This is a genomic window from Streptomyces physcomitrii (assembly GCF_012273655.1).
GTDB classification, from domain to species: Bacteria; Actinomycetota; Actinomycetes; order Streptomycetales; family Streptomycetaceae; genus Streptomyces; species Streptomyces physcomitrii.
In genome coordinates this window covers 24,020-45,329 of the sequence record NZ_JAAWWP010000012.1, presented here as the reverse complement: position 1 = coordinate 45,329, position 21,310 = coordinate 24,020, and the positions used below count along the sequence as shown (strand labels likewise).

The window sequence follows — 21,310 nt, the reverse complement described above, 5'->3', positions numbered from 1 at the left end:
CCAGCAGGAGGCGGCCGCGCCGACCGCCACCGGCCGCGCCCCGGAGCCGGTGCCGCGCACCGCGGACGAGATGCTGCGGCCCGTCGCACCGCCCCCGGCCAGCACCCTGGACACCGGGGCGGGCGCCGCGGGCCCCGGGGCCACCTCCATCTCCGACGGCGACGGCCTGGAACTCGGGCACCGCAGCCGTCCCATCGCCCCGGGCGTCACCATGGACGCGTACGACCGCCTGGAGTCCGACAAGTGGCTGCGGGTGCACTCGCTCTCGGTGGACCTCGACGGCGGCACCAAGGTGGACTACCTGGACTCCGGCAAGGTCGCCGGGCGCAAGACCCTCTCCGAGCTGGCCGCCGGGCACGACCCCGGCAAGGGCCGCCGTACCGTCGCCGCGATCAACGGTGACTTCTTCGATCTCAACGGCACCCAGGCACCGGCCGGTTCGGGTCTGCGCGGCGGAGAGTTCGTCAAATCGCCCGCGGAGAAGAACAACCGGGTCGTGGGGGTGGGCCCCGCCGACGCGGGCCGGATCCTGGAGCTGTACTTCGACGGCACCCTCACCCTCCCCGACGGGAAGCACGCGCTCGGCGCGCTCAACACCGCCGATGTGCCCGCGGGCGGCATCGGCGCCTACAACTCCCAGTGGGGCGAGGCCGACCGGAAGCTGACCGTGGACGGCGGCGAGCGCGCCACCGAGGTCAGCGTCGTGGACGGCAAGGTCACCGCGGTCGGCGACAAGCCCGGCAAGGGCGCGATACCCGAGGGCACCACGGTGCTGCTCGGCAGCGACGCCGGGGCGGACACCCTGGCGGGCCTGAAGGCGGGCGACAAGGTCTCCCTGGAGTACAGCCCCCGTACCGACAAGGGCGAGGTCCCCGGCACCGCGATCGGCGGCCGGGAGCTGCTCGTGGTGGACGGCGAGCCGGTCGACCACGAGGGCGGCGGCAACAACGCCAACGCCGCGCGCACCGCCGTCGGCTTCTCCGAGGACGGCAGCAAAATGACGGTGCTGACCGTCGACGGCTGGCAGACCGACAGCGTGGGCGTCACCCTCACCGAGCTGGGCCTGATGATGAAGCGCGCCGGTGCCCACAACGCGCTCAACCTCGACGGCGGCGGCTCCACCGCGCTCCTCGCCCGCACCCCGGGCAGCGACGAGATCCCGCTGCAGAACAGCCCCTCGGACGGCCGGGAGCGCGATGTCCCCAACGGCCTCGCCTTCACCGCCCCCGAGGGCAGCGGCAAGGTCCAGGACTACTGGGTCGAGACCGCCATGAAGGCCGCCGACGCGGCCACCGTCGACCAGGTCAAGGGCGGCCACCCCGAGCGCGTCTTCCCCGGCCTGACCCGCGAACTCACCGCCAGCGCCTACGACGAGACCTACGGACCCGCGGACGCCACCCCGCAGTGGACCAGTTCGGACCCGGCGGTCGGCGAGGTCGACGCGAAGGGCGTGTTCACCGCCGGGCACGGCGGCACCGCGAAGGTCACCGCGGCCGGCGGCGGCGCCTCCGGCGACGTCGAACTGACCGTCCTCGACAAGCTCGACCGGATCCAGCCGAGCACCCGCCGGGTCGGCATCGGCAGCGCCGAGGAGAGCGGCCACTTCGGACTCGTCGGCCTGGACGCCCACGGCGGCAGCGCCCCGATCGAACCCGCGGACGCCACCCTCGACTACGACCACGACCTCTTCTCGATCACCCCGGACGACCGGGGCGGCTTCACCGTCAAGGCCGAGGACGGCTCCGGGGAGCAGCTCTCCGGGCAGGTCACCGCCGAGGTCGGCGGCAAGAGCACCGTCCTCGCGGTCACCGTCGGCCTCACCGAGCAGCAGGAGGCCGACTTCGACGACGCCGAGTCCTGGAAGTTCAGCCAGGCCCGCGCCGACGGCTCGCTCGAACCGACCCCGGAGGGCCACGACGGCACCGGCCTGGAGATGACCTACGACTTCACCAAGTCGAACGCCACCCGCGCCGCGTACGCCACCCCGCCCGAGACGATCCCGGTGGCGGGCCAGCCGCAGTCCTTCGGCCTGTGGATCAAGGGCGACGGCAAGGGCACCTGGCCGACCCTGCACCTCAAGGACGCGGCGGGCGCCGACCAGTTGCTGCGCGGCCCCTTCGTCGACTGGACCGGCTGGAAGAAGATCGAGTTCAAGGTCCCGGCCGGGACGAACTACCCGGTCAGCGTGCACCGCTTCTATGTCGCCGAGACCATCGCCTCCCGGCAGTACGCGGGCAAGGTCACCTTCGACGACCTGACCGCCGAGGTCCCGCCGGACGTGGACCTGCCCGCGCAGCCGGTCGCGAAGGACCCGCTCATCTCCACGGCGGCGGACGCGGACGGCCGCGACTGGCGGTTCGCCGTGATGTCCGACGCGCAGTTCGTGGCCGCGGACCCGGACAGCCCGGTGGTCGCCCAGGCCCGCCGCACCCTGAAGGAGATCAAGGCCGCCCGGCCCGACTTCCTGGTGGTCAACGGCGACCTGGTGGACGAGGGTTCACCGGAGGACCTCGCCTTCGCCCACAAGGTCCTCGACGAGGAACTGGGCGAGGACCTGCCCTGGTACTACGTACCGGGCAACCACGAGGTCATGGGCGGCAAGATCGACAACTTCACCGAGGAGTTCGGCGCCGCGCAGCGGACCTTCGACCACAAGGGCACCCGCTTCCTCACCCTCGACACCTCCAGCCTGACCCTGCGCGGCGGCGGCTACGAGCAGATCAAGGAGCTGCGCGGCCAGTTGGACAAGGCGGCGAAGGACCCGGACATCGGCTCGGTGGCGGTGATCGAGCACGTGCCGCCGCGCGATCCCACCCCGCAGCAGGGCAGCCAGCTGAACAGCCGCAAGGAGGCCGCGATGCTGGAGAACTGGCTCACCGACTTCCGCCGCACCACCGGCAAGGGCGCGGGCTTCATCGGCTCCCATGTCGGCACCTTCCACGCCTCGCACGTCGACGGGGTGCCCTACCTGGTCAACGGCAACTCCGGCAAGGCCCCCGCCACCGCGCCCGACCAGGGCGGCTTCACCGGCTGGTCGATGGTCGGCGTCGACCCGGTGCCGGCCGGGCAGCAGGAGGACACCCGGAACCGGCCGTGGGCGGGCGGCCCCGACTGGCTGTCCGTGCAGACCTGCGCCCATGTGGACGGGCTCGGCCTGAGCGCCCCGGACCGACTCCCCGTGGACAAGGCCGAGTCGGTGACCGCCACGGTGACCCAGGGCGAGGGCGAGGGCGAGGAGGCGCGCGAGGTGCCGGTCGGCTTCCCGCTGAGCGCCGACTGGTCGGGCTCCTCGAACCTGTACGTCGGCGCCCCGGACGATGCGGGCCCCGCCGACGTCGCGGCGTACGACCCCGCGACCGGCAAGCTCACCGGCCTGCGCCCCGGCAAGGCCACCGTACGGGTCACGGTCAACGGCACCGCCGAGGAGGCCTCCTTCACGGTGGACTGAACCGCCGCCCGGGTGCGGTGCCCACCGGTCCTCCGGCGGCACCGCACCCGGGCGGGACGGTGTGCGCTTCCCCGCGCCGAGCGGCCGGTCGAACGGGCGGTCCGCCTGGTCAACCGGCCTTCTTGGCCGGTGGGTCGGGGGTGCCCCGGCGCCGCTTCGACTCGGGCTTCGCGTGCGGCTTCGGATCCGGTTCCGCCAGGGTGCCCGGCATGACCGCCCGGGGGCCGAACTTCGCGCGGGCCCGGTCGGCGACCTCCTCGATCCGGCGGAGCTTGTCGTCCACCGGGTCGAAGCTGAGCTGGCGGGAGGCGCTCTCGGCGGGGCCGAGTCCCTCGGCGCGCAGCAGGATCCCGCGCACCCTGGCCCGCTGGAGGCCGAGCGACTCGTACATCCGGTACGCGGCGGCGCTCAGCACCGCCGAGTGCGCCCCGGCCTCGGGCAGCCGTCTGCTGCGGGTCAGCCCGGCGTGGCCGGTGCGTCCGACGCAGCGCACGGTCAGGCTCAGGGTGCGGCACACCTGGTGCTCGGCGCGCAGCCCCGCGCCGAGTTCACCGGCCGCGGCGAGCAGGGCGCGCCGGTGCAGGAAGGGGTCCAACTCGTCGCGGTCGAAGCGGCGTTCGGCGGTCAGCGAGCGGGCGGCGGCATCCGGCACCACCCGGCTGCGGTCGGTGCCCCGGGCCCGCTCGCGCAGCTCCCGGCCGGCCCGGGCGCCGAGCAGCCGCTGGAGGGCGGGCAGCGGGGCGGCGGCGACCCGGCCGAGGGTGTCGAGCCCGTAGGAGTCGAGCGTACGGACGGTCGCCCGGCCCACCCCGGGCAGCGCGGCCACCGGCCTGCCGGAGAGGAACTCCCCCACCCCGTCCGCCTCCTCGGGCACCACCCGGGGCCTGCCGGGCTCCGCCTCGGCCGCGGCCATCCGGGCCGGTACCGGGGTGGGCCCGGCCCCGACCACGCAGTCCACCCCGTGCCGGGCGAGCGCGCGGACCCGGATCACCTCGGCGAGCTGGACGGCGTCCCGGCCGAAGTACCGCTCGGCCCCGCGCAGGTCCGCGAGCGCCCCGTCCGGCGGCAGCGCCTGCACCAGCGGGGTGAACTCACCGAGCAGCGCGAGCAGTTGGGACATCACCCCGTCCTGCCCCGGGGCGAGTCCGAAGCGTACGCAGAGCACGGTCATCCCGCGCTCCCGGGGCTCTGGTGCCAGAGCTTGCGCGGGGGCCCGTTCCCCTCACCCGCGGGGCGCAGGTCGGCCCAGGGGTGCATCTCGTAGCCGGTGGGCATCCGGATGCGGCGGCCTCCCGTACCGTCCGCGCCGACTTGGCCGCCTCTGGCCTCGCTGCTTCCGGTCTCGCGGCCTCCGGTCTCGCTGCCTTCGGTCTCGCCGCCTCCGGTCTCGCTGTCGCTGGCCTCACGGTCTCCGGTCATGCCGTCTCCAGCCTCGCCGTCTCCGGCATCGGAGATTCCGGCATCGGAGTCTCCGGATCCGGCGGTGGCCGTGCCCTCGCCGGTGGCCGTGCGGTCCGCGCCCGGCCCGGCCGGGCTCGACCCGGCCGTGCCCGGCCCCGGGGGTTCCGCGGCGAGGTGGCGGGCCACCGCGTCCAGGCCGCCGGTGGCGCGGAGTTCGGACAGGTCGGCGAGGTTCCAGGCGGCCTCGCCGACCACGCTGAGGCTGCGCGGTCCGCGCCGCTGCACCACCCCGCGCACCAGGAGCAGCCAGGAGTGGAAGACCGTATGGGCGCAGGCGGCGTGGGCGTCGTCGAAGAAGGCGAGGTCGACCAGGCCGGTGCCGTCGTCGAGGGTGGTGAAGATGACCCGCTTCCCGGAGCGGATCGGCGGGGTCTGGGTCGCCGCCTTGGCGCCCGCGACCAGGACCGTCTCCCCGTGCCTGGCCGCCCGCAGCCTGCGCGCGGAACGCACCCCGAGTTCGGTGAGGAACTCCGTGTGGTCGCCCATCAGATGGCGGGAGGCGTCCATGCCGAGGACGCCGAGTTCGGCGCTGAGGCGCTCGGCGTCCCCGAGGTCGGGCAGGCCCGCGGGCGCGGTGCCCCGGCCTCCGGCGAGCGGGAGCTGCTCCCCGTAGGAGCCGCGGGCGCCGCGGTGGAGTTCGCTCAGATGCAGTTGCAGGTCGCGGCGGTTGGCGCCGAAGGCGTCGAGGGCGCCGACCTGGGCGAGCCGCTGGGCGACCGGTTTCCCGGGCCGGCCGCGCTCCCAGAAGTCGAGGAGCGAGGAGTAGGGCTGGGCCCGCTCGATACGGGCGGCCTCGGCCTCGCCGATGCCGTGCACATCGCCGAGCGCGAGCCGGATCCCCCAGCGCGGGGCCGCCCGCCGCCCCGCCGCCCGCTCCCCGGATCGCCCTTCCTCGGACACCAGTTCGATACGGTGGGCGACCGCCGAGCGGTTCACGTCCAGCGGCAGCACCGGCACCCCGCGCCGCCGCGCGTCCGCGAGCAGCAGCCGCTTCGGGTACATCCCCGGGTCGTGGGTGAGCAGTCCGGCGTAGAAGGCGGCCGGGTGGTGGGCCTTCAGCCAGGCGGACTGGTAGGTCGGCACCGCGAAGGCGACCGCGTGGGCCTTGCAGAATCCGTAGCTGCCGAAGGCCTCGATGATCTCCCAGGTACGGGCGACGGTCGCGGCGTCGTATCCGCGCCCGGCCGCGTGCTGCGCGAACCAGAAGCGGATCCGGCCCTGCGACTCCGGGTCGGAGAGCCCGCGCCGGACCCGGTCCGCCTCGCCCCGGCCGCAGCCGGTCATGATGTCGACGATCCGGATGATCTGCTCGTGGAAGACCACCACCCCGTAGGTCTCGCGCAACGGTTCCTCCAGGTCGGGGTGCGGGTAGCGGACGGGCGCGCGGCCGTGCCTGGCCTCGATGAAGGGGCGCACCATGTCGGCGGCGACCGGGCCAGGCCGGAAGAGCGAGATGTCGACGACCAGGTCCTGGAAGTCCGCGGGCTGCAGCCTGCCGACCAGGTCGCGCTGGCCCGGCGACTCGATCTGGAAGCAGCCGAGCGTCTCGGTGGACCGGATGAGCCGGTACGTCGGCGGGTCGCCCTCGGGCACCGCGTCCAGGTCGACGCGCTCCCCGCTCGCCCGCTCCACCTCGGCGACCGCGTGCGCCATCGCCGACTGCATGCGTACGCCGAGCACATCGAGCTTGAGCAGGCCGAGGTCCTCCACGTCCTCCTTGTCGAACTGCGACATCGGCAACTGCTCCCCGCTGGTCGGCACCACGGGGGTGCGGGCGTGCAGCGAGGCGTCCGAGAGCAGGACCCCGCAGGGGTGCATGGCGACGCCGCGGGGCAGCGCGTCCAGCGCCTCGACCAGTTCCCACAGCCGCCGCCTGCCGCCCTGCTGCCTCATCTCCTCGGCGAGCGGGCGCAGTTCGGGCAGCTCCCGCATCGCGCTGCGGGCGTCGCGGGCGCGGATGTGCGGGAAGGCCTTGGCGATGCGGTCGATGTCGGCGGGGTCCAGGGAGAGGGCGGCGCCCACGTCGCGGATCGCGTGGCGGACCCGGTAGGTCTCGGGCATCGCGACGGTGGCGACCCGTTCGGCGCCGAAGCGGGCGAGGATCGCGCGGTAGGCCTCCAGGCGGCGGGCGGACTCCACGTCGATGTCGATATCGGGCAGGACGAAGCGGCGGGTGGAGAGAAAACGTTCCATCAGGAGGTCGTGGGCGAGCGGGTCGGCGTGTGCGATCCCCAGCAGGTGGTTGATCAGGGAGCCGGCGCCCGAGCCGCGGGCGGCGACCCGGATGCCGAGGCCCCGGATGTCGTCCACGACCTGGGCGACGGTCAAGAAGTAGGAGGCGAAGCCGTGGTGGGCGATGATGTCCAGCTCGTGGTGCATCCGCTCCCAGTAGCCGCGGGCGCCGGGCCCCCGGTCGTAGCCGCGCAGCAGCATCCCGGCGGCGGCCCGGGAGGCGAGGACGCGCTGGGCGGTGCGGCCCGCGGCGCCCACCAGATGGGGTTCGGGGAAGCGTACGGAGCCCATGCCGAGGTCGTCCTCGGGGTCGACCCGGCAGGCGGCCGCGGTGTCCCGGGTCTGTTCGAGCAGGCGGTGGGCGGTGTCGCGGCGGTAGCCCGCGGCCTCCACGATCCGCTCGGCGGCCTGCCGCATCGCCCCGGCGTCCTTGAGCCAGCGCTCCCCGCTGTCCAGTTCGCCGCGGGCGTCGACGGGCACCAGGCGGCGCGCGGCGTCCAGCACGTCGGCCACCGGTCCCGCCCCGGGGTCGGCGTAGCGCACGTCGTTGCTCAGCACCGGGCGCACCCGCTGCTCGGCCGCGAAGCCGACGGTACGGGCGGCCAGGCGCAGCGAACCGGGTCCGGTGCCCTCGCGGCCGTGCCAGACCGCTTCGAGGCGCAGGTCCTCGCCGAAGAGTTCCCGCCAGGGCGCGAGCAGCCGGGCCGCGCGGTCCGGGCGGCCCGCGGCCAGCGCCCGGCCGACGTCGGAGGCGGGGCCGAGCAGCACCGTGAGGCCCTCGGCGGGCAGCGCGGCGCGGTTGAGCAGCGGCTCGCCCTCGGCGGTGTGCGCGGCGGAGACCAGCCGGCAGAGCGAGGCCCAGCCGAGGGCTCCCTCCCGGGCGAGGAAGGTGACCCGGGGCGAGGACTCGTCGACGAAGGCGCCGCCGCGTACCGGTGCCCGCCGGACACCCGAGACGTCCCGTCCGGGGCGCCGGGTTTCGGCCACCGCGAGCTCCACCCCGAAGAGCGGGCGGATCCCCTCCCGCGCACAGGCCTTGGCGAAGCGGACCGCTCCGGCGAGGGTGTTCCGGTCGGTCAGCGCGAGGGCGTCCATGCCCCGCTCGGCGGCGCGGGCGGCCAGCCGTTCCGGATGCGAGGCCCCGTACCGCAGGGAGTATCCGGAGGCGGCATGCAGATGCGTGAAGCCCGGCACACGCACCTCCCAACCGTCCGGTTTCCTGCCTCCCCGGTCTCCACCATAGACCACTCTTCGAACGTACGTACGAGAGGCGGGGCGGCCCGGACCTTCGGGAACCGGCCAGGCGGCACCGGCCCCGGAATCACGGGGCTCCGGCCCTTTCCGGCCACGGCGGGACGGGGGCCCCGTCGCTTCGGGGTCCGGCTCCGGACACCGCGGGACCCCGGTTCCGGAGGCGCGAAATCCCGGTCCCCCGGCCCCCCGGTCGCCGCGGGACCCGCCCGGGCGGGCACGACGGAGGCCGGCCCGGCGGAGCACCGGGCCGGCCTCGGCCGGTCGTGAAAGGGCTCCGGCCCGCCCGGGTGAGCGGGCGGGCCGGAGAGTGGCGCGTGTGGTGCGGTGATGCGTGTGGTGCGGTGGGTCAGCCGATCTCGGCGCCGAACTCGGAGAGCGCCTCGGGCACCGGCTGGAAGAAGGTCTCGCCACCGGCGGAGCAGTCGCCGCTGCCGCCGGAGGTGAGGCCGAGCGCCTGGTCACCGGCGAAGAGCGAGCCGCCGGAGTCGCCGGGCTCGGCGCAGACGTCGGTCTGGATGAGGCCCTCGACGGTGCCCTCGGCGTAGTTCACCGTGGCGTTCAGGCCGGTGACGGTGCCGTCGTGGACCTGGGTGGTCGAGCCGCTGCGGGTCACCTGCTGGCCCTCGGTCGCCTCGGAGGCGCCCGCGATGGCCTGGGTGCTGCCGTTGTAGAGGTCCACCTCGCTGGGGTGCGCGGTGTCGCCCGTGTACTTCACCAGGCCGAAGTCGTTGCCCGGGAAGCTGGAGCCGGCGTTCTCACCGATGACCGGGCCGCCCTGCGACTCGGACCAGCTGGTGATGGCCTCGGTGCAGTGGCCCGCGGTGAGGAAGTGCGGCTCGCCGCCGACGGTGACGTTGAAGCCGAGCGAGCAGCGGCCGCCGCCGCCCCAGATCGCGTCGCCACCGGCGATCAGCGACTTGAACTCGCCCTTGCTGTGCTTGAGCTGGACCTTGCTGCCGAGCTGGTCGACGACCTTGTTCAGCTTGGCGAGTTCGGCGCCCTTGACCGTGCGGTCGACGGTGACGACGACCTTGTTGGCGGAGTTGTCGACGGACCAGGCGGTGCCCGGGATGCTCGCCTTGTCCTTGAGCGTGGCGCGGGCGCCCTTCAGCTCGGCGAGGGAGTGGTCGACGACCTTGGCCTTGGCTCCGGCCGACTCGACCGCGGAGGCCGCGTCCTGGTTCAGGACGTTGACGACCAGGTGCTTGCTCTGGGCGTCGTAGTACGAACCCGCGGCCTCGCTGCCGAGGTCCTTGGTGAGGGAGGAAGCGAGCTTTCCGGCCGCCGTCGCGGAGAGCGATTCGGCGGAGACATCCGTGCTGGCGTTCGCGGACTGCAAGGAGATTCCCGCGACGACCAGGGCGGCGACACTCGCGCCGGTCACGGCGATACGCCGGGTGGAAATGCGTCGGTGCTTCACGTACGTCCTCCTGTGGGGGGACGACTCCGGGGGCACGTGGGGTTTGCCCGGAGCCGGAAGGCTGATGGCGGGGACCCGACGGAAAGCCAGTAATGCGTCGCGTCCATGCCAACGGTTGGCCCCACTATCCCCACGGAGAAGCGAACCGGACAAGGTCGACTTCACGTCGCGTCGAGGAGCGCGGCCACCGCTCTCCGGGCAGACGAAGACACCTGGTCAGGGCGGGACCGTCCCATTCGCAAAGGCGGATTGCGAAGTTCCGGCCGCTTCCTCTCCAGGTGTAGACCTGTCTTGTTCTCGCCCTTTGTTGAGGCTGATGGACCCCCTGACGACGTCGGACTCCGACCCCGGGGACGCGCGAAAAAACCGATGCGGCACAATGCGCGCCGCCCTCGGCTCCCGCCCCGGTCCCCCGCCGTACGGCGTCAGCCGGAACGGCACCTGTGGACGGGCGGCGGGCCCCCGCGTCCGAGGACGACGGGAGCCCGCCTCACAGGAGGGACCGTGCCGCGCGCGATCCGGCGGCGGACGCCGGCGCGACTCAGTAGACGCTGACCCCGTAGGCGCTCAGCGCCTCGGTGACCGGCTGGAAGAAGGTCGTTCCGCCGGAGGAGCAGTTGCCGCTGCCGCCGGAGGTCAGGCCGTAGGCGGTGCTGCCGCCGTAGAGCGGGCCGCCGGAGTCGCCGGGCTCGGCGCAGACCGTGGTCTGGATGAGGCCCGAGACGATGTCGCCGCCGCCGTAGTTGACGGTGGCGTTCAGGGCGGTGACCCGTCCGCTGTGGGTGCCGGTGGTGGAGCCGGTCCGGGTGACGGTGGTGCCCACGGAGGGGGTGGCGGCACGCGTGATGTCCACGCCGCCGGCCGTACCGGGCTTGGCGATCGAGGTGTTGGTGTACCGGACCAGGCCGTAGTCGTTGCCCGGGAAGCTGGAGCCGGCGGTGGAGCCGAGCACCGTGCTGTGCCCGGAGTTGGACCACCAGGTGCCCGCGCCGTCGGTGCAGTGGCCGGCGGTCACGAAGAAGGAGGCCCCGGAGCTGTCCCGGACGTTGAAGCCCAGGGAGCAGCGCCAGCTGCTCGCGTAGATGGCGTCGCCGCCCGCGATCAGCTTGTTGAACGTACCGGGGGTGTGCTTGATCTGCAGGGCGCCGGCCTCGGCTCCGGCGTCCTTCTTGAGCTGGGCGATCTCCGCCTTGGAGACGGTGCTGTCGACGGTGACGACCAGCTTGTTCGTCTTGGCGTCGACGGCCCAGGAGGTGCCCGCGACATCGGACTCGAGGACCGAGTCGGCCGCCTGGCTGAGCTGGGTGGCGCTGTACGTGGTCGTCTCGCCGGCGTGTGCCGCGGGCACGGCGAGGGCCGCCGCGGCCACCAGGCCGGACGAGAGGGCGATCAGGCGCGTACGTCTCGCCACGCCGCTGCTGCGGGGGGTGGTGCGCATCAACCTCACTGCTGGTTCCTCCCAGGGAACTCGGGGGCCCGCGTGGGGCCGGGGCCCGTGAGACGCGGTCGGCGCCCGGCCTCCCGGACCCCGGGCCGCCGTGCACCTGACAAGCGCTGCTCGGAGTATTCGGTCGGGAATTGAGCGGCACAAGGGTGGCTTTCAGCCGTCCCCCTCGCCCGGCGCCCGGCGAAGCGGAATCCGGCGGAGGCGCACGCGGGCACCCGGCGCGACGGCCCTCGCGCCGGGTGTTTCCCCCGGGTGAACTCCCGTCGCGCACCCAGCCGGAGGACAGCAGCCGCAACCCGCCCGCCTCGACGGGCATGCCGAGGTACGGCCGGTACCGTACGGGATGAATCGCCCCGGCACCGCGAGGCCCGGTGCGAAGACGCCGGTGGCGATCCCCGGAAGGCGGCCCTGGCCGGGCTCGGCGGGTCGAAGTCGCGTACCGCCCAGGCGCCTTGACGCTCCGGGAGGACCAGCCGGCGGCGCCCGGGGGCGACCCGGGCCGCGGCCGGCGGACCACTGTCGGGGCCGAGTCGGCAGCTCTGGGGCGAAGGGCGCTTCGTCGACGATCAGCCCGTCCCCGGCGGCCGCCCTGAGCACCGGCACCCCGCGCTCCGGCGGGAGGATCCAACTCGCCCGGGATGGCCGGAAGTCGACCGTCCGGATAGCCGGAGAGCCAATGTGTGCTACATGGCGCCGTCAGCGCCCAGGGCGCCGGGACCTCGGCGGCCCGCTCACGTCCCCCGCGGCGGTGCCGGTTCGCCCAGGCCGAGGTGGGCGCGCAGGGTGCTGCCCTCGTACCGGGTGCGGAAGACGCCGCGTTCCTGGAGGAGCGGCACCACCTTGTCCACGAACTCGTCCAGGCCGCCGGGGGTGACATGCGGGACGAGGATGAAGCCGTCCGCGGCCTCGGCGGCGACGAACTCCGCCATCTCCGCGGCCACCGCCGCCGGAGTCCCGACGAAGGACTGCCGCGCGGTCGTCTCGATCACCGTCTGCCGGGCCGAGAGCCCCTTCTCCTCGGCGAGCGCCCGCCACTTGGCCGCCGTCGCGAGCGGATCCGCGAGCCGCACCCGGCCCTGCGCGAGCGAGCTGTCCGGCTCGGGGTCGAAGTCGGGCAGCGGGCCGTCCGGGTCGAGGGCGGACAGGTCCACGCCCCAGACCTGTTCCAGGGCGAGGATCGCGTTCTGCGGGGAGACCTGGAGCCTGCGGATCACCGCGGCCCGCTCCTCGGCCTCGGCGTCGGTGTCGCCGAGGACGACGGTGACCCCGGGCATGATCTTCAGGTCCTCGGGGCGGCGGCCGTGCGCGGCGAGCCGTCCCTTCACCTCGGCGTAGAAGGCGCGGCCCGCCTCCAGGGTGCCGTGCCGGGTGAAGACGATGTCGGCCGAGGCCGCCGCGAAGTCCCGCCCCTCGGCGGAGTCACCGGCCTGGATCACCACCGGGTGCCCCTGCGGCGCCCGGGGCACCGTGAACCGCCCCGCGATGTCGAACTGCCTGCCCCGGTGCGCGAAGGGCCGCTGCTCCCCCTCGGGGGTCCAGGAGTCCCAGAGTTCGCGTGCCGTGGCGAGGAACTCGGCGGCGCGGGTGTAGCGGTCGGCGTGGTCGAGGTAGCCGCCGCGCCGGAAGTTCGCCCCGGTGAAGGCGTCGGAGGAGGTGACCACGTTCCAGGCGGCGCGGCCCCCGCTGAGGTGGTCCAAAGTGGCGAGCCTGCGGGCGAGTTCGTAGGGCTCGTTGAAGGTGGCGTTGACGGTGCCGGCGAGGCCGAGGTGCTCGGTGACGCCCGCGAGGGCGCTGAGCACGGTCAGCGCCTCGGGCCTGCCGACCACGTCGAGGTCGTGGATACGGCCCTTGTGCTCGCGCAGCCGCAGCCCCTCGGCGAGGAAGAAGAAGTCGAAGAGGCCGCGCTCCGCGGTCCGTGCGAGGTGCTCGAAGGAGGAGAAGTCGATCTGCGAGCCGAGGAAGGGGTGCCGGGCCGGGCCGCCGCCGGGGCGCCGGGCCCCCGGCTTCGCCGTGCCGTTCTCGGCGGCGAGGACGTCCTCGGGGCGGCCGAAGGGATCGGCGCTCCATACGGTGGTGTTGTTGACGCCCGGGAAGTGGGCGGCCAGATGGATCTGCCGGGGCGGCCTGCCCCGGTCGGCGGCTGTGCTCATGACTGCTCCCCGGTGAGGGCGTACTGGTTGGCCGGGCGGGGCAGCCGCAGGTGCTCCCTGAGCGTGCTGCCCGGGTAGAAGGTGCGGAACAGGCCGCGGTGCTGGAGCAGGGCGACGGTGCCGTTGACCAGCCGTTCCAGGTCGCCGCGCGGGTCGGCGGGCCGCAGGTGGAAGCCGTCCACCGCGCCCGACTCGTGCCAGGCGGCGAGGAGTCCGGCGAGGCCGACCGGGCCGCCCCGGTACAGCGGGCCCTCGGCGGTCCCCCGCGGACCGCCGCCGCCGTGCCCCGGGGACGCGGCGCCCTCGCCGCCCGCGAGGTCGACGGTGAGCGAGGCGAGCACCCGCAGCTCGTCCGGGTCGCGGCCCGCCGCCCGGGCCTGTTCGTGCAGCGCGGCGCGCGCCTCGGCGGCCTGCTCGGGCGAGGTGGCGGCGACGAGGGCGACGTCCGCGTACCGGGCCGCCGTCCGGCGGGCGTGTGCCGAGGCCGCCTCGACGACGGTGACCGGGTGGCCCTGCGGCGGGCGCGGCACGATCGAGGGGCCCTTCACCGAGAAGGTGTCCCCCTGGTAGTCGGCGTAGTGCAGCTTCTCGCGGTCGATGAAGCGGCCGGTGGCCGTGTCCCGGATCTCCGCGTCGTCCTCCCAGCTGTCCCACAACCGCCGGGCGGCCTCCACCACTTGGCCCGCCTCGTGCCAGAGCCGCTCCTCGGGCGCCGAGTGCCGCCGTCCGAAGAGGCGGGCCTCGCCCTCGGTGGTGGACACCTCGGCCCGCCAGCCGGCCCGGCCGCGGCTGACCCAGTCCAGGGTCGCCACCTCGGCCTGTACGTGGAAGGGCTCGGTGTGGGTGGTGGTGAGGGTGGGGACCAGGCCGATCCGGCTGGTGGCGGGGGCGAGGGAGGCGAGGACGCCGAGCGCGTCGAGGCCGGGCCGCAGGAAGGAGTCGTCCAGGGTGACGAAGTCGAGGCCGCCGGACTCGGCCAGCCGGGCCGCCTCGGTGTACCGGGCGGGGCGGTGGACGTCCGGCTGGTCGAGGGCGGCGGCGAGGTGGAGCCGGCCGCGGCCGGTGGATGCGGTCATGAGGAGTCGCCTTTCACGGACGGGGCCCGGCGCGGAGCGCGGTTCACAGGACTTCGCGGACCGCGGTTCACAGGACTTTGGAGAGGAAGGCACGGGTGCGCTCGTGCCGCGGGCGGTCGAGGACCTCGGCGGGGGTGCCGCGTTCGACGATGCGGCCCTCGTCCATGAAGACCACCGTGTCGGCGACCTCGCGGGCGAAGCCGATCTCATGGGTGACCACGATCATCGTGGTGCCCTGTTCGGCCAGGTCCCGGATGACGTCGAGGACCTCGCCGACGAGTTCGGGGTCGAGGGCGGAGGTGGGCTCGTCGAAGAGCAGCAGCCTGGGTTCGAGGGCGAGCGCGCGGGCGATGGCCACCCGCTGCTGCTGGCCGCCGGACAGCTGCCGCGGATAGGCCCGCCGCTTGTCCGCGAGGCCCACCCGCTCCAGGAGCCGGTCGGCGCGGGCGACGGCCTCGGCCCGGGACAGGCCGAGCGCCGAGACCGGGGCCTCGGTGAGGTTGTCCAGGACGGTCAGGTGCGGGAAGAGGTGGAAGTTCTGGAAGACGAAGCCGATCCGGGTGCGCTGCCGCAGGATCTCGCGCTCGCGCAGCTCGTAGAGCCTGTCGCCGACCCGCCGGTAGCCGATCAGGCCGCCGTCGACGCTGATCTGCCCGCGGTCCACCTTCTCCAGGTGGTTGAGGGTGCGCAGCAGCGTGGACTTGCCGGAGCCGGAGGGCCCGAGCACCACGGTCACCTCCCCCGGGTACACGTCGAGGTCGATTCCGCGCAGCACCTCATGGCTGCCGAAGCGCTTGTGCACACCCCGGACCTCGACCATGGGCGCCTGGCCCGGGTCCTCGGGGGGCGCGGCGGTCCCGGCGCCGGTGGTCTTTGTCAGGGCGGGTGTGCCGGTGGTCTCGGTCATCGGATCCTCTGCGGTTCGGGAAGGCGGCGGGGGCGGAAGTCGCCCCGGGGGCGGGCCCGTTCAGGCCGCGGCGCGGGCGGCGGGCTCGCGCAGCAGACACAGCAGCGCGCGGGCCGCGGCGTCGTTCTGCCGGAAGGCGGGACTGTTGGTACGGGGCCGGGTGAACGCCCCCGAGCTGCGGGCGTCGGTGTGCGGGCCGAGCGCGAAGCGGCGCGGATGGGTGCCGCCGCCGGTCCGGCGCAGCCGCCCGTCGGCGGGGTCGACGGCGAGCAGTCCCTCGGGGCCCGCCACCGCGTCCTCGGCGTACAGGGCCCGCAGCAGCAGGTCGCGGGTGCGCCCGAGGTGCGGTTCCGGCAGCCGGGCCTCGACCAGGGCGCGGGCGTCCAGCCGGGCGCCGGGCACCGAGCTGCTGCGCGCCCGGAAGACGCCGTCCTCGCGGGCCACGGTGAGCCCGGCGCCGAGGAACCGTACGATCCCGGCGCGCGAGAGGGCGAGCAGCTGGCGCAGCCGGGGTCCGGGCGGGCCGGAGGCGAGGTAGCTGAAGAAGCCGTGCCAGTCGGTGCCGGTGTCGCCGAGCCGGGCCAACTGCCCGTAGACGGAGAGCAGTCCGAGGAAGACCGCGAGGTCGGGGCTGTGCGCGGGGTCGTGGCTGCGGTCCAGGTCGGCGGCGACGTACGCGCGCAGCGCGGACTGCAGTCCCTCGAAGGAGCCGTGGCGCACCCCGCGCAGCGGCCGGTCGCGGGCGGCGAGGTCGAGCCGGTCGGCGGGGTCGACGCCCGCCCGGTCGAGGAGATCGCGCAGCTCGCGTCCCGGCGGGCGGCCGGGGTCGGCGGGCGTCGGGAAGTCCTCGGGGGCGAGGGCCGCGTACCCCTTCTCGAACGCGGCCCAGTCCAGGCCGGTGCGCTCCGGGTGGGCGGTGAACAGCCGGTGGTAGTGGGCGAAGCCGAGTTCCTTGGCGATCAGCGGCCAGACGTCGCGGCGGAAGTCGAAGCCGCCGGGCCGCGCCCGCAGCTCCTCGACCTGCTCGGGGCCGAGGAAGCGGGGCAGCGGCGGGTTCGCGCCCGTCCAGGGGTAGCCGATCTTGGAGTGGTAGGGCACCCCGCGCCGGGAGCCGACGTGTAGCACCGGTTCGCGGCCGGAGGGTAGGTAGCGCAGGCCGCCCGGCGCCCCGGGCTCCTCCTCGTACCGGCCGCCGCGGCCCTCGGTCAGCAGGACCATCAGGTCGACGAAGGCGAGGCCGAAGCCGCGGACCAGGACCGGTTCGCCGGGTGCGAGCGCGGAGAGGTCGCTGTCCGCGGTGAAGTCCGGCGGCAGGTACAGCAGCCCGTGCCGCTCGGCGTAGGCGGTCGACTCCCGCTGCTCCGCGTCGGGTTCGGCGTCGAGGTGGCCGAGGGTGAGCACCACCGCCTCGGCCTCCAGGGGCTCGGCGCGGCCCTCCAGATGGACCCGCTGCACCCCGCCGGGGCCCTCGGTCAGCCGGACGGCCCGGGCCGGGTGGTGCCGGACGGTGAAGTCGCCGGGCAGTGCGGCGAGGGTGTGCTCGTAGACCCAGCGCAGATAGCCGCCCTGGATCTGCCGCCCGGGGAAGGCCTGGCCGGGCAGCCCCGACCAGGCGTCGAGGGCGGGGCCCGGGCGTACCGGGCCCTCGGTCTCCACCGTCTCGTCGGTGAACATGGTGACGTCCTCGGCCATCGAGTTCATCCACAGCAGCGGCGACTGCGCCTCGCGCCAGATCCGCCCGCCGCCCGGCGGATAGGGGTCGACGAGGTGGATGTCGAGCCCGTCCCCCGCGTACAGCGACGGGGCGTTGGCGGCGATCCGCTCCAGTACGCCGGTCCCGCGCGGACCGGCGCCGACGATCACCAGTCGGGGCCTCATCGCGCACGCCCCGAGCCGCGCGCGTAGTGCCGCTCCACGTAGAACTGGCCCGCGCCGAGCACCGAGGTGACCACCACGTACCAGAGGGTCGCGACCAGGAGCAGCGGGATGACCTGGTAGGTGCGGTGGTAGACGAGCTGGACCGAGTAGAGCAGGTCCTGTACGGCGATGACGCTGACGATGGAGGTGCCCTTGAGGGTGCCGATCAGCATGTTCCCGGCCGGGGGCACGATCGCGCGCATCGCCTGCGGCAGCACGATGCGCCGCCAGCGCCGCAGCCGCCCGAGCCCGAGCGCCTGCGCGGCCTCGATCTGGCCGGCGTCGACGGAGAGGATCCCGCCGCGGACCACCTCCGCGGCGTACGCGGCCTCGTGCAGGGTGAGTCCGATGATCGCGATGGTGACCGGGCCGAGCAGGTCGACCGTCTTGACCCCGAAGAGCTGCGGGTAGAGCGCGCCGATGTTGAACCAGAACAGCAGCTGGACCAGGATCGGCATCGAGCGGAACAGCCAGACGTACCCCCAGCTCACCGCCCGCAGCACCGGGTTGGTGGAGAGCCGCATCGCGGCGAGCAGGGTGCCGAGGGCGAAGCCGAGCGCCATCACCACGGCGGTGAGCCACAGCGAGAGCCAGAGCCCGCGCAGCACCGAGGCCGAGGTGAAGTAGTCGCCGACGACGTCCCACTGGAAGGCGTCGTTGCGGACCACCGAGTTGAGGGCGAGCCCGAGGAGGGCCAGGACCACCAGGGCGGCGGCCCACTGTCCGTAGCGGCGCTGGGGGACGATCCGGGGCGGTCCGCCCGGGGAGGCGGTGGGGCCTCCCGCCGCGGGGACCTTGGGATGGGCGAGGGTGTCGGAGGACATGCGAAGGCTCCGTGATGCTCGTCTCGAACACGGTGGTGCCTTCACACGGGCGGCCCGTGGGCGCGCCTTACGGCCGAGCCCCTCAGCAGGGCCGAGTGATGAGAGTACGGCGCCGCGACGCGCCGCTGTCAAGGCTGTCCATACTGTGAGCAGGGCCCCGAGGGGCAGTTGACGCACCCGGGGATGCCTGCTCCACTTGTGCCATGCATCCGCAGCAGTGGCTGGTCACGCGCTCCCACATCGACTTCGGTCGCGTGTGGTCCGCGTCGTGTTGAGGCTCCGCTGAGCCGACCCCCTGCGCTGCCCGCATCTTCTTCGGTGCCCGGGCCGGTCTCCCTCTTCTGATCCCGGTACGCCCCGCGGTGCGCGGCCTGCCGGTACGCCGGCCCCGGCACCCGGGGCCCGACCGCCCCACCCCGCCTTCACACGGCACCGAGCACCCCTCCCCTCGCTCTCCCCTTCTGCCCTGCGGCAGTTCTCCTCCCTGATCCGTCCTTCCTCCGCTGCTTCCACCTGTCCTTGGTTTGTCGATCCCGCCTGCCCTGGCGGCACACCGCGGCGGCCCCTGAAGACCGCCGCGGCACTTCGCCGTATCTGGAGACCCTGAGAAATGAACGCCTCCCCGCGCCGCACCCGGCGCCACACCACCGTGTTCGCCCTGATCACCGCGAGCGCGCTCGCCCTGACGGCCTGCGGCGGTTCCGACGACGCGGGCCCCGGCGGCGAGGGCAAGGGCGCGGTGCCGACCGAGGACGTGGTCTCCGGCGTCGAGAAGGACGCGGCGGCGGCCCGGCTGCTGCCCGCGGAGGTGCGCGAGCGGGGTTCGCTGCGCCTGGCCACCAACGTCGGCGGCAGCCCGCCCGGCAACTCCTACCTGGAGGACGGCAAGACCATCACCGGCCTGGACGCCGACATCGCCACGGCCACCGCCAAGGTGCTCGGCCTGCGGCTCAGGACGGAGGCGGCGGGCTTCGAGGCGATCCTGCCCGCCCTCAGCAGCGGCAAGTACGACGTGGGCACGGGCAACTTCGGGGTGACCGAGGCCCGCCGCAAGACCATCGACTTCGTGACGTACATCAACGACGGCCAGGGCTTCGCGGTCCGCGAGGACAGCGACCTCAAGAAGGTCACCGACCTGAAGCAGCTGTGCGGACTGGACGTCGGCACCAGCGCGGGCACCACCTTCGAGGCCACCCTGGAGGAGAACAAGCACATCTGCGCCGAGTCCGGGAAGAAGCCCTACGAGGTCAAGACGTACGCGGAGCAGGGCGCCCTGTGGCCCGCGCTCCAGCAGGGCAGGACCGATGTGCTGATGAGCACCATCAACGGGCTGCGCTACGGGGTCGCCCAGCAGGAGGGCCTGAAGTTCCTCGGCGAGTTCCACCGGCTGGACGTCGGCTTCGCCTTCAAGAAGGGCACCCCGCTCGCCCCCGCCTTCCAGGCCGCGGTCAACCGGCTGATCGAGGACGGCACCTACGCCCGCATCCTGAAGAAGTGGGGCACCGAGAAGTCCGCCCTGCCCGCCTCGAAGATCTCCCCGCCCGAGATCAAGGACTGAACATCGAGGACTGAACCCGGCGCGGAACCGGCCGCCGGAGCCCGCCCTCGGCGACGGCTCCGGCGGCCGGGCCGTTCCCCGCTCCGGTACGCGGGCCGCCCGCCGCGGGCCCGCGGGGCTCAGCAGCTGCAGTCGCAGCACTCACAGCATTCGCAGCAGTCACAACAGCCGTCGCAGCCCCCGCAGTCGCAGTTCCCGCACCAGCCGTCGCGCTGCTGCCGGGACCAGGGGCCCTCGTACTGATCGGCGCAGCAGACCTGGCAGGTGCAGAAGAGGCCGAGCGCCACGGCACAGCCGGCGAGCAGCCCCCGCGGCCGACGCGGCGGACGCCCGCCTCCGCCGCCCCCGCCGTCCTCGGGCCCACCGGGACCGGCCGGGCCGCCGGGGCCGCCGGGCGCGGGGGTGGTGTACGGGCCGGGCTGGGCATAGGGGTTGCCGGTCCCCGGGCCGGGCTGGGGGTAGGGAGTGCCCCCCTGCGGGCCGGGCTGGGCGTACGGGTTCCCGGGCACGGGCGCCCCCGGGTACGGCGCGCCCTGCGGAGGGCCGAAGGCGCCCTGGGCGGGCGCGTGGCCGCAACTCGCGGTGCCGAAGGCCCGGTCCACCGATCTGGCCAGTTCGTGCACGAGCAGCTGATGGGCCAGCTTGGCGTCGGTGAACTCGGCCTCGCGCAGGGCGAGGCGGATCCCGTGCAGGGCGTCGTCGGCGAGGCGGCGGGCCTCGGAGCGCGGGGTGCCGGTGGCGGTCAGCGGGTTCCAGGCCCCGGCGGCGGCGTCGGCCGACTGGTCCTCCACCGCGTCGAGCAGGTGCGCGAGGCGGCCGAAGAGGCGGCCCGCCTCGGCGAGCGGCGCCGCGTTCCCCGGCCGTCCCGCGAGCACGGCGGTGTGCGCGAAGGCCGCCGCGGTCGCCGTCTCGGTGGGCTCGGTGACGGTGAGCAGCGGCGTCCCGGGCCCGGCCAGGGCCTCGATGCCGGGCTGCCGGTCCACCGCGTCGAGCAGTACGGCGGTGTCGAAGCCCACGGCGGAGCCACCGCGGTGCCCGGCGCGGTTCCAGCCCGCGGCGACCCGGCGGGCGGCCACCGCGAGGGGGCGGCGCGCCAACAGGCCGTCCCCGTCGGTGAGATGGTCCTGCATCTTGGCGGAGGCGAGCACCAGGGAGACCGCGGCGGCCAGCCGGGCGCCCTCACCGGTGGCGACCGAGGCGGTGCGCATCCCGCGCAGCGGGCAGGGACCCGCGGTGCGCCTGCCGTCCGCGGCCCGGGGCGACTGGGCCTCCGTCAGTACGGAGATCAGCAGTCCGTCGTAGTTGGTGACCACCCGCGCGAACTGCCCGTGGTCCCCGCGCAGCGCCAGGCACAGTCCGCACAGGTGCGCCGTCCACTGGCTTTTGAGTCCCCCGGTCAGGCGGTGTGCACAGGGCCTGACTATTCCGAACACGACGGTCCCCCACGGTCGTACGATCTTGGCGGCGAGCATCGTATCGAGCAGGCATTCACCCGTACGCGCCGCCCATCACCCGTACGCCGTGAAGAATCATATTTCACTCACCGTCAGCATCCGTACGATGCAAGGGCCTTGGGATTCCGCGCGCCCGAGGGGCGCGTGTGCACCAGTCACGTC

Annotated in this window: 12 protein-coding genes; 2 read left to right on the top strand and 10 right to left on the bottom strand. The window is 74.2% G+C overall.

Annotation, left to right across the window (positions count from 1 at the left end):
* Positions 1-70 precede the first annotated feature (70 nt).
* Positions 71-3,448, top strand: a complete 3,378-nt coding sequence (locus tag HFV08_RS19695; RefSeq protein ID WP_376770678.1) for a phosphodiester glycosidase family protein — start codon at positions 71-73, stop codon at positions 3,446-3,448.
* Positions 3,449-3,557: 109 nt separating this feature from the next.
* Here the strand turns inward: HFV08_RS19695 and HFV08_RS19690 are convergent, their stop codons facing one another.
* From HFV08_RS19690 to HFV08_RS19650, 9 genes are all read right to left on the bottom strand, one after another.
* Positions 3,558-4,619 (bottom strand): DNA polymerase Y family protein, encoded by a 1,062-nt coding sequence (locus tag HFV08_RS19690; protein ID WP_168541061.1) that lies wholly within the window; start codon positions 4,617-4,619, stop codon positions 3,558-3,560.
* On the bottom strand, positions 4,616-8,335 hold the full coding sequence (locus HFV08_RS19685) for a DNA polymerase III subunit alpha (protein WP_168541223.1): 3,720 nt from the start codon (positions 8,333-8,335) through the stop codon (positions 4,616-4,618). The genes HFV08_RS19690 and HFV08_RS19685 overlap by 4 nt, the downstream gene beginning before the upstream one ends.
* A 406-nt stretch (positions 8,336-8,741) precedes the next feature.
* Complete coding sequence (locus tag HFV08_RS19680) at positions 8,742-9,815, bottom strand: S1 family peptidase (RefSeq protein WP_168541060.1); 1,074 nt, start codon at positions 9,813-9,815, stop codon at positions 8,742-8,744.
* Between the two features lie 541 nt (positions 9,816-10,356).
* A complete protein-coding gene (locus HFV08_RS19675) occupies positions 10,357-11,262 on the bottom strand; it encodes a S1 family peptidase (RefSeq protein ID WP_168541059.1) in 906 nt (301 codons plus the stop codon).
* Positions 11,263-11,993: 731 nt separating this feature from the next.
* Positions 11,994-13,412 carry an NtaA/DmoA family FMN-dependent monooxygenase gene (locus tag HFV08_RS19670; RefSeq protein WP_246341895.1) on the bottom strand — a complete coding sequence of 473 codons (1,419 nt, stop codon included), beginning with the start codon at positions 13,410-13,412 and terminating at the stop codon, positions 11,994-11,996.
* Positions 13,409-14,488, bottom strand: coding sequence for an LLM class flavin-dependent oxidoreductase (locus tag HFV08_RS19665; protein WP_168541058.1), 1,080 nt, complete (start codon positions 14,486-14,488; stop codon positions 13,409-13,411). The genes HFV08_RS19670 and HFV08_RS19665 overlap by 4 nt, the downstream gene beginning before the upstream one ends.
* Before the next feature lie 67 nt (positions 14,489-14,555).
* Positions 14,556-15,308, bottom strand: a complete 753-nt coding sequence (locus tag HFV08_RS19660; protein WP_168541221.1) for an amino acid ABC transporter ATP-binding protein — start codon at positions 15,306-15,308, stop codon at positions 14,556-14,558.
* A gap of 147 nt (positions 15,309-15,455) precedes the next feature.
* A complete protein-coding gene (locus HFV08_RS19655; RefSeq protein ID WP_168541057.1) occupies positions 15,456-17,273 on the bottom strand; it encodes an FAD/NAD(P)-binding protein in 1,818 nt (605 codons plus the stop codon).
* The gene (locus HFV08_RS19650) at positions 17,270-18,136 is read right to left on the bottom strand and encodes an amino acid ABC transporter permease (protein ID WP_168541056.1); all 867 of its coding nucleotides are present in this window, start codon (positions 18,134-18,136) and stop codon (positions 17,270-17,272) included. The genes HFV08_RS19655 and HFV08_RS19650 overlap by 4 nt, the downstream gene beginning before the upstream one ends.
* A 610-nt stretch (positions 18,137-18,746) precedes the next feature.
* On the opposite strand from HFV08_RS19650, the gene HFV08_RS19645 reads away from it, so the two are divergent.
* A complete protein-coding gene (locus tag HFV08_RS19645) occupies positions 18,747-19,694 on the top strand; it encodes an ABC transporter substrate-binding protein (RefSeq protein WP_168541055.1) in 948 nt (315 codons plus the stop codon).
* A 119-nt stretch (positions 19,695-19,813) separates the two neighbouring features.
* Here HFV08_RS19645 and HFV08_RS19640 read toward each other — a convergent pair whose 3' ends face one another.
* Positions 19,814-21,127: a DUF5685 family protein gene (locus tag HFV08_RS19640; protein WP_168541054.1), complete on the bottom strand. Its 1,314-nt coding sequence runs from the start codon at positions 21,125-21,127 to the stop codon at positions 19,814-19,816.
* Positions 21,128-21,310 lie beyond the last annotated feature (183 nt).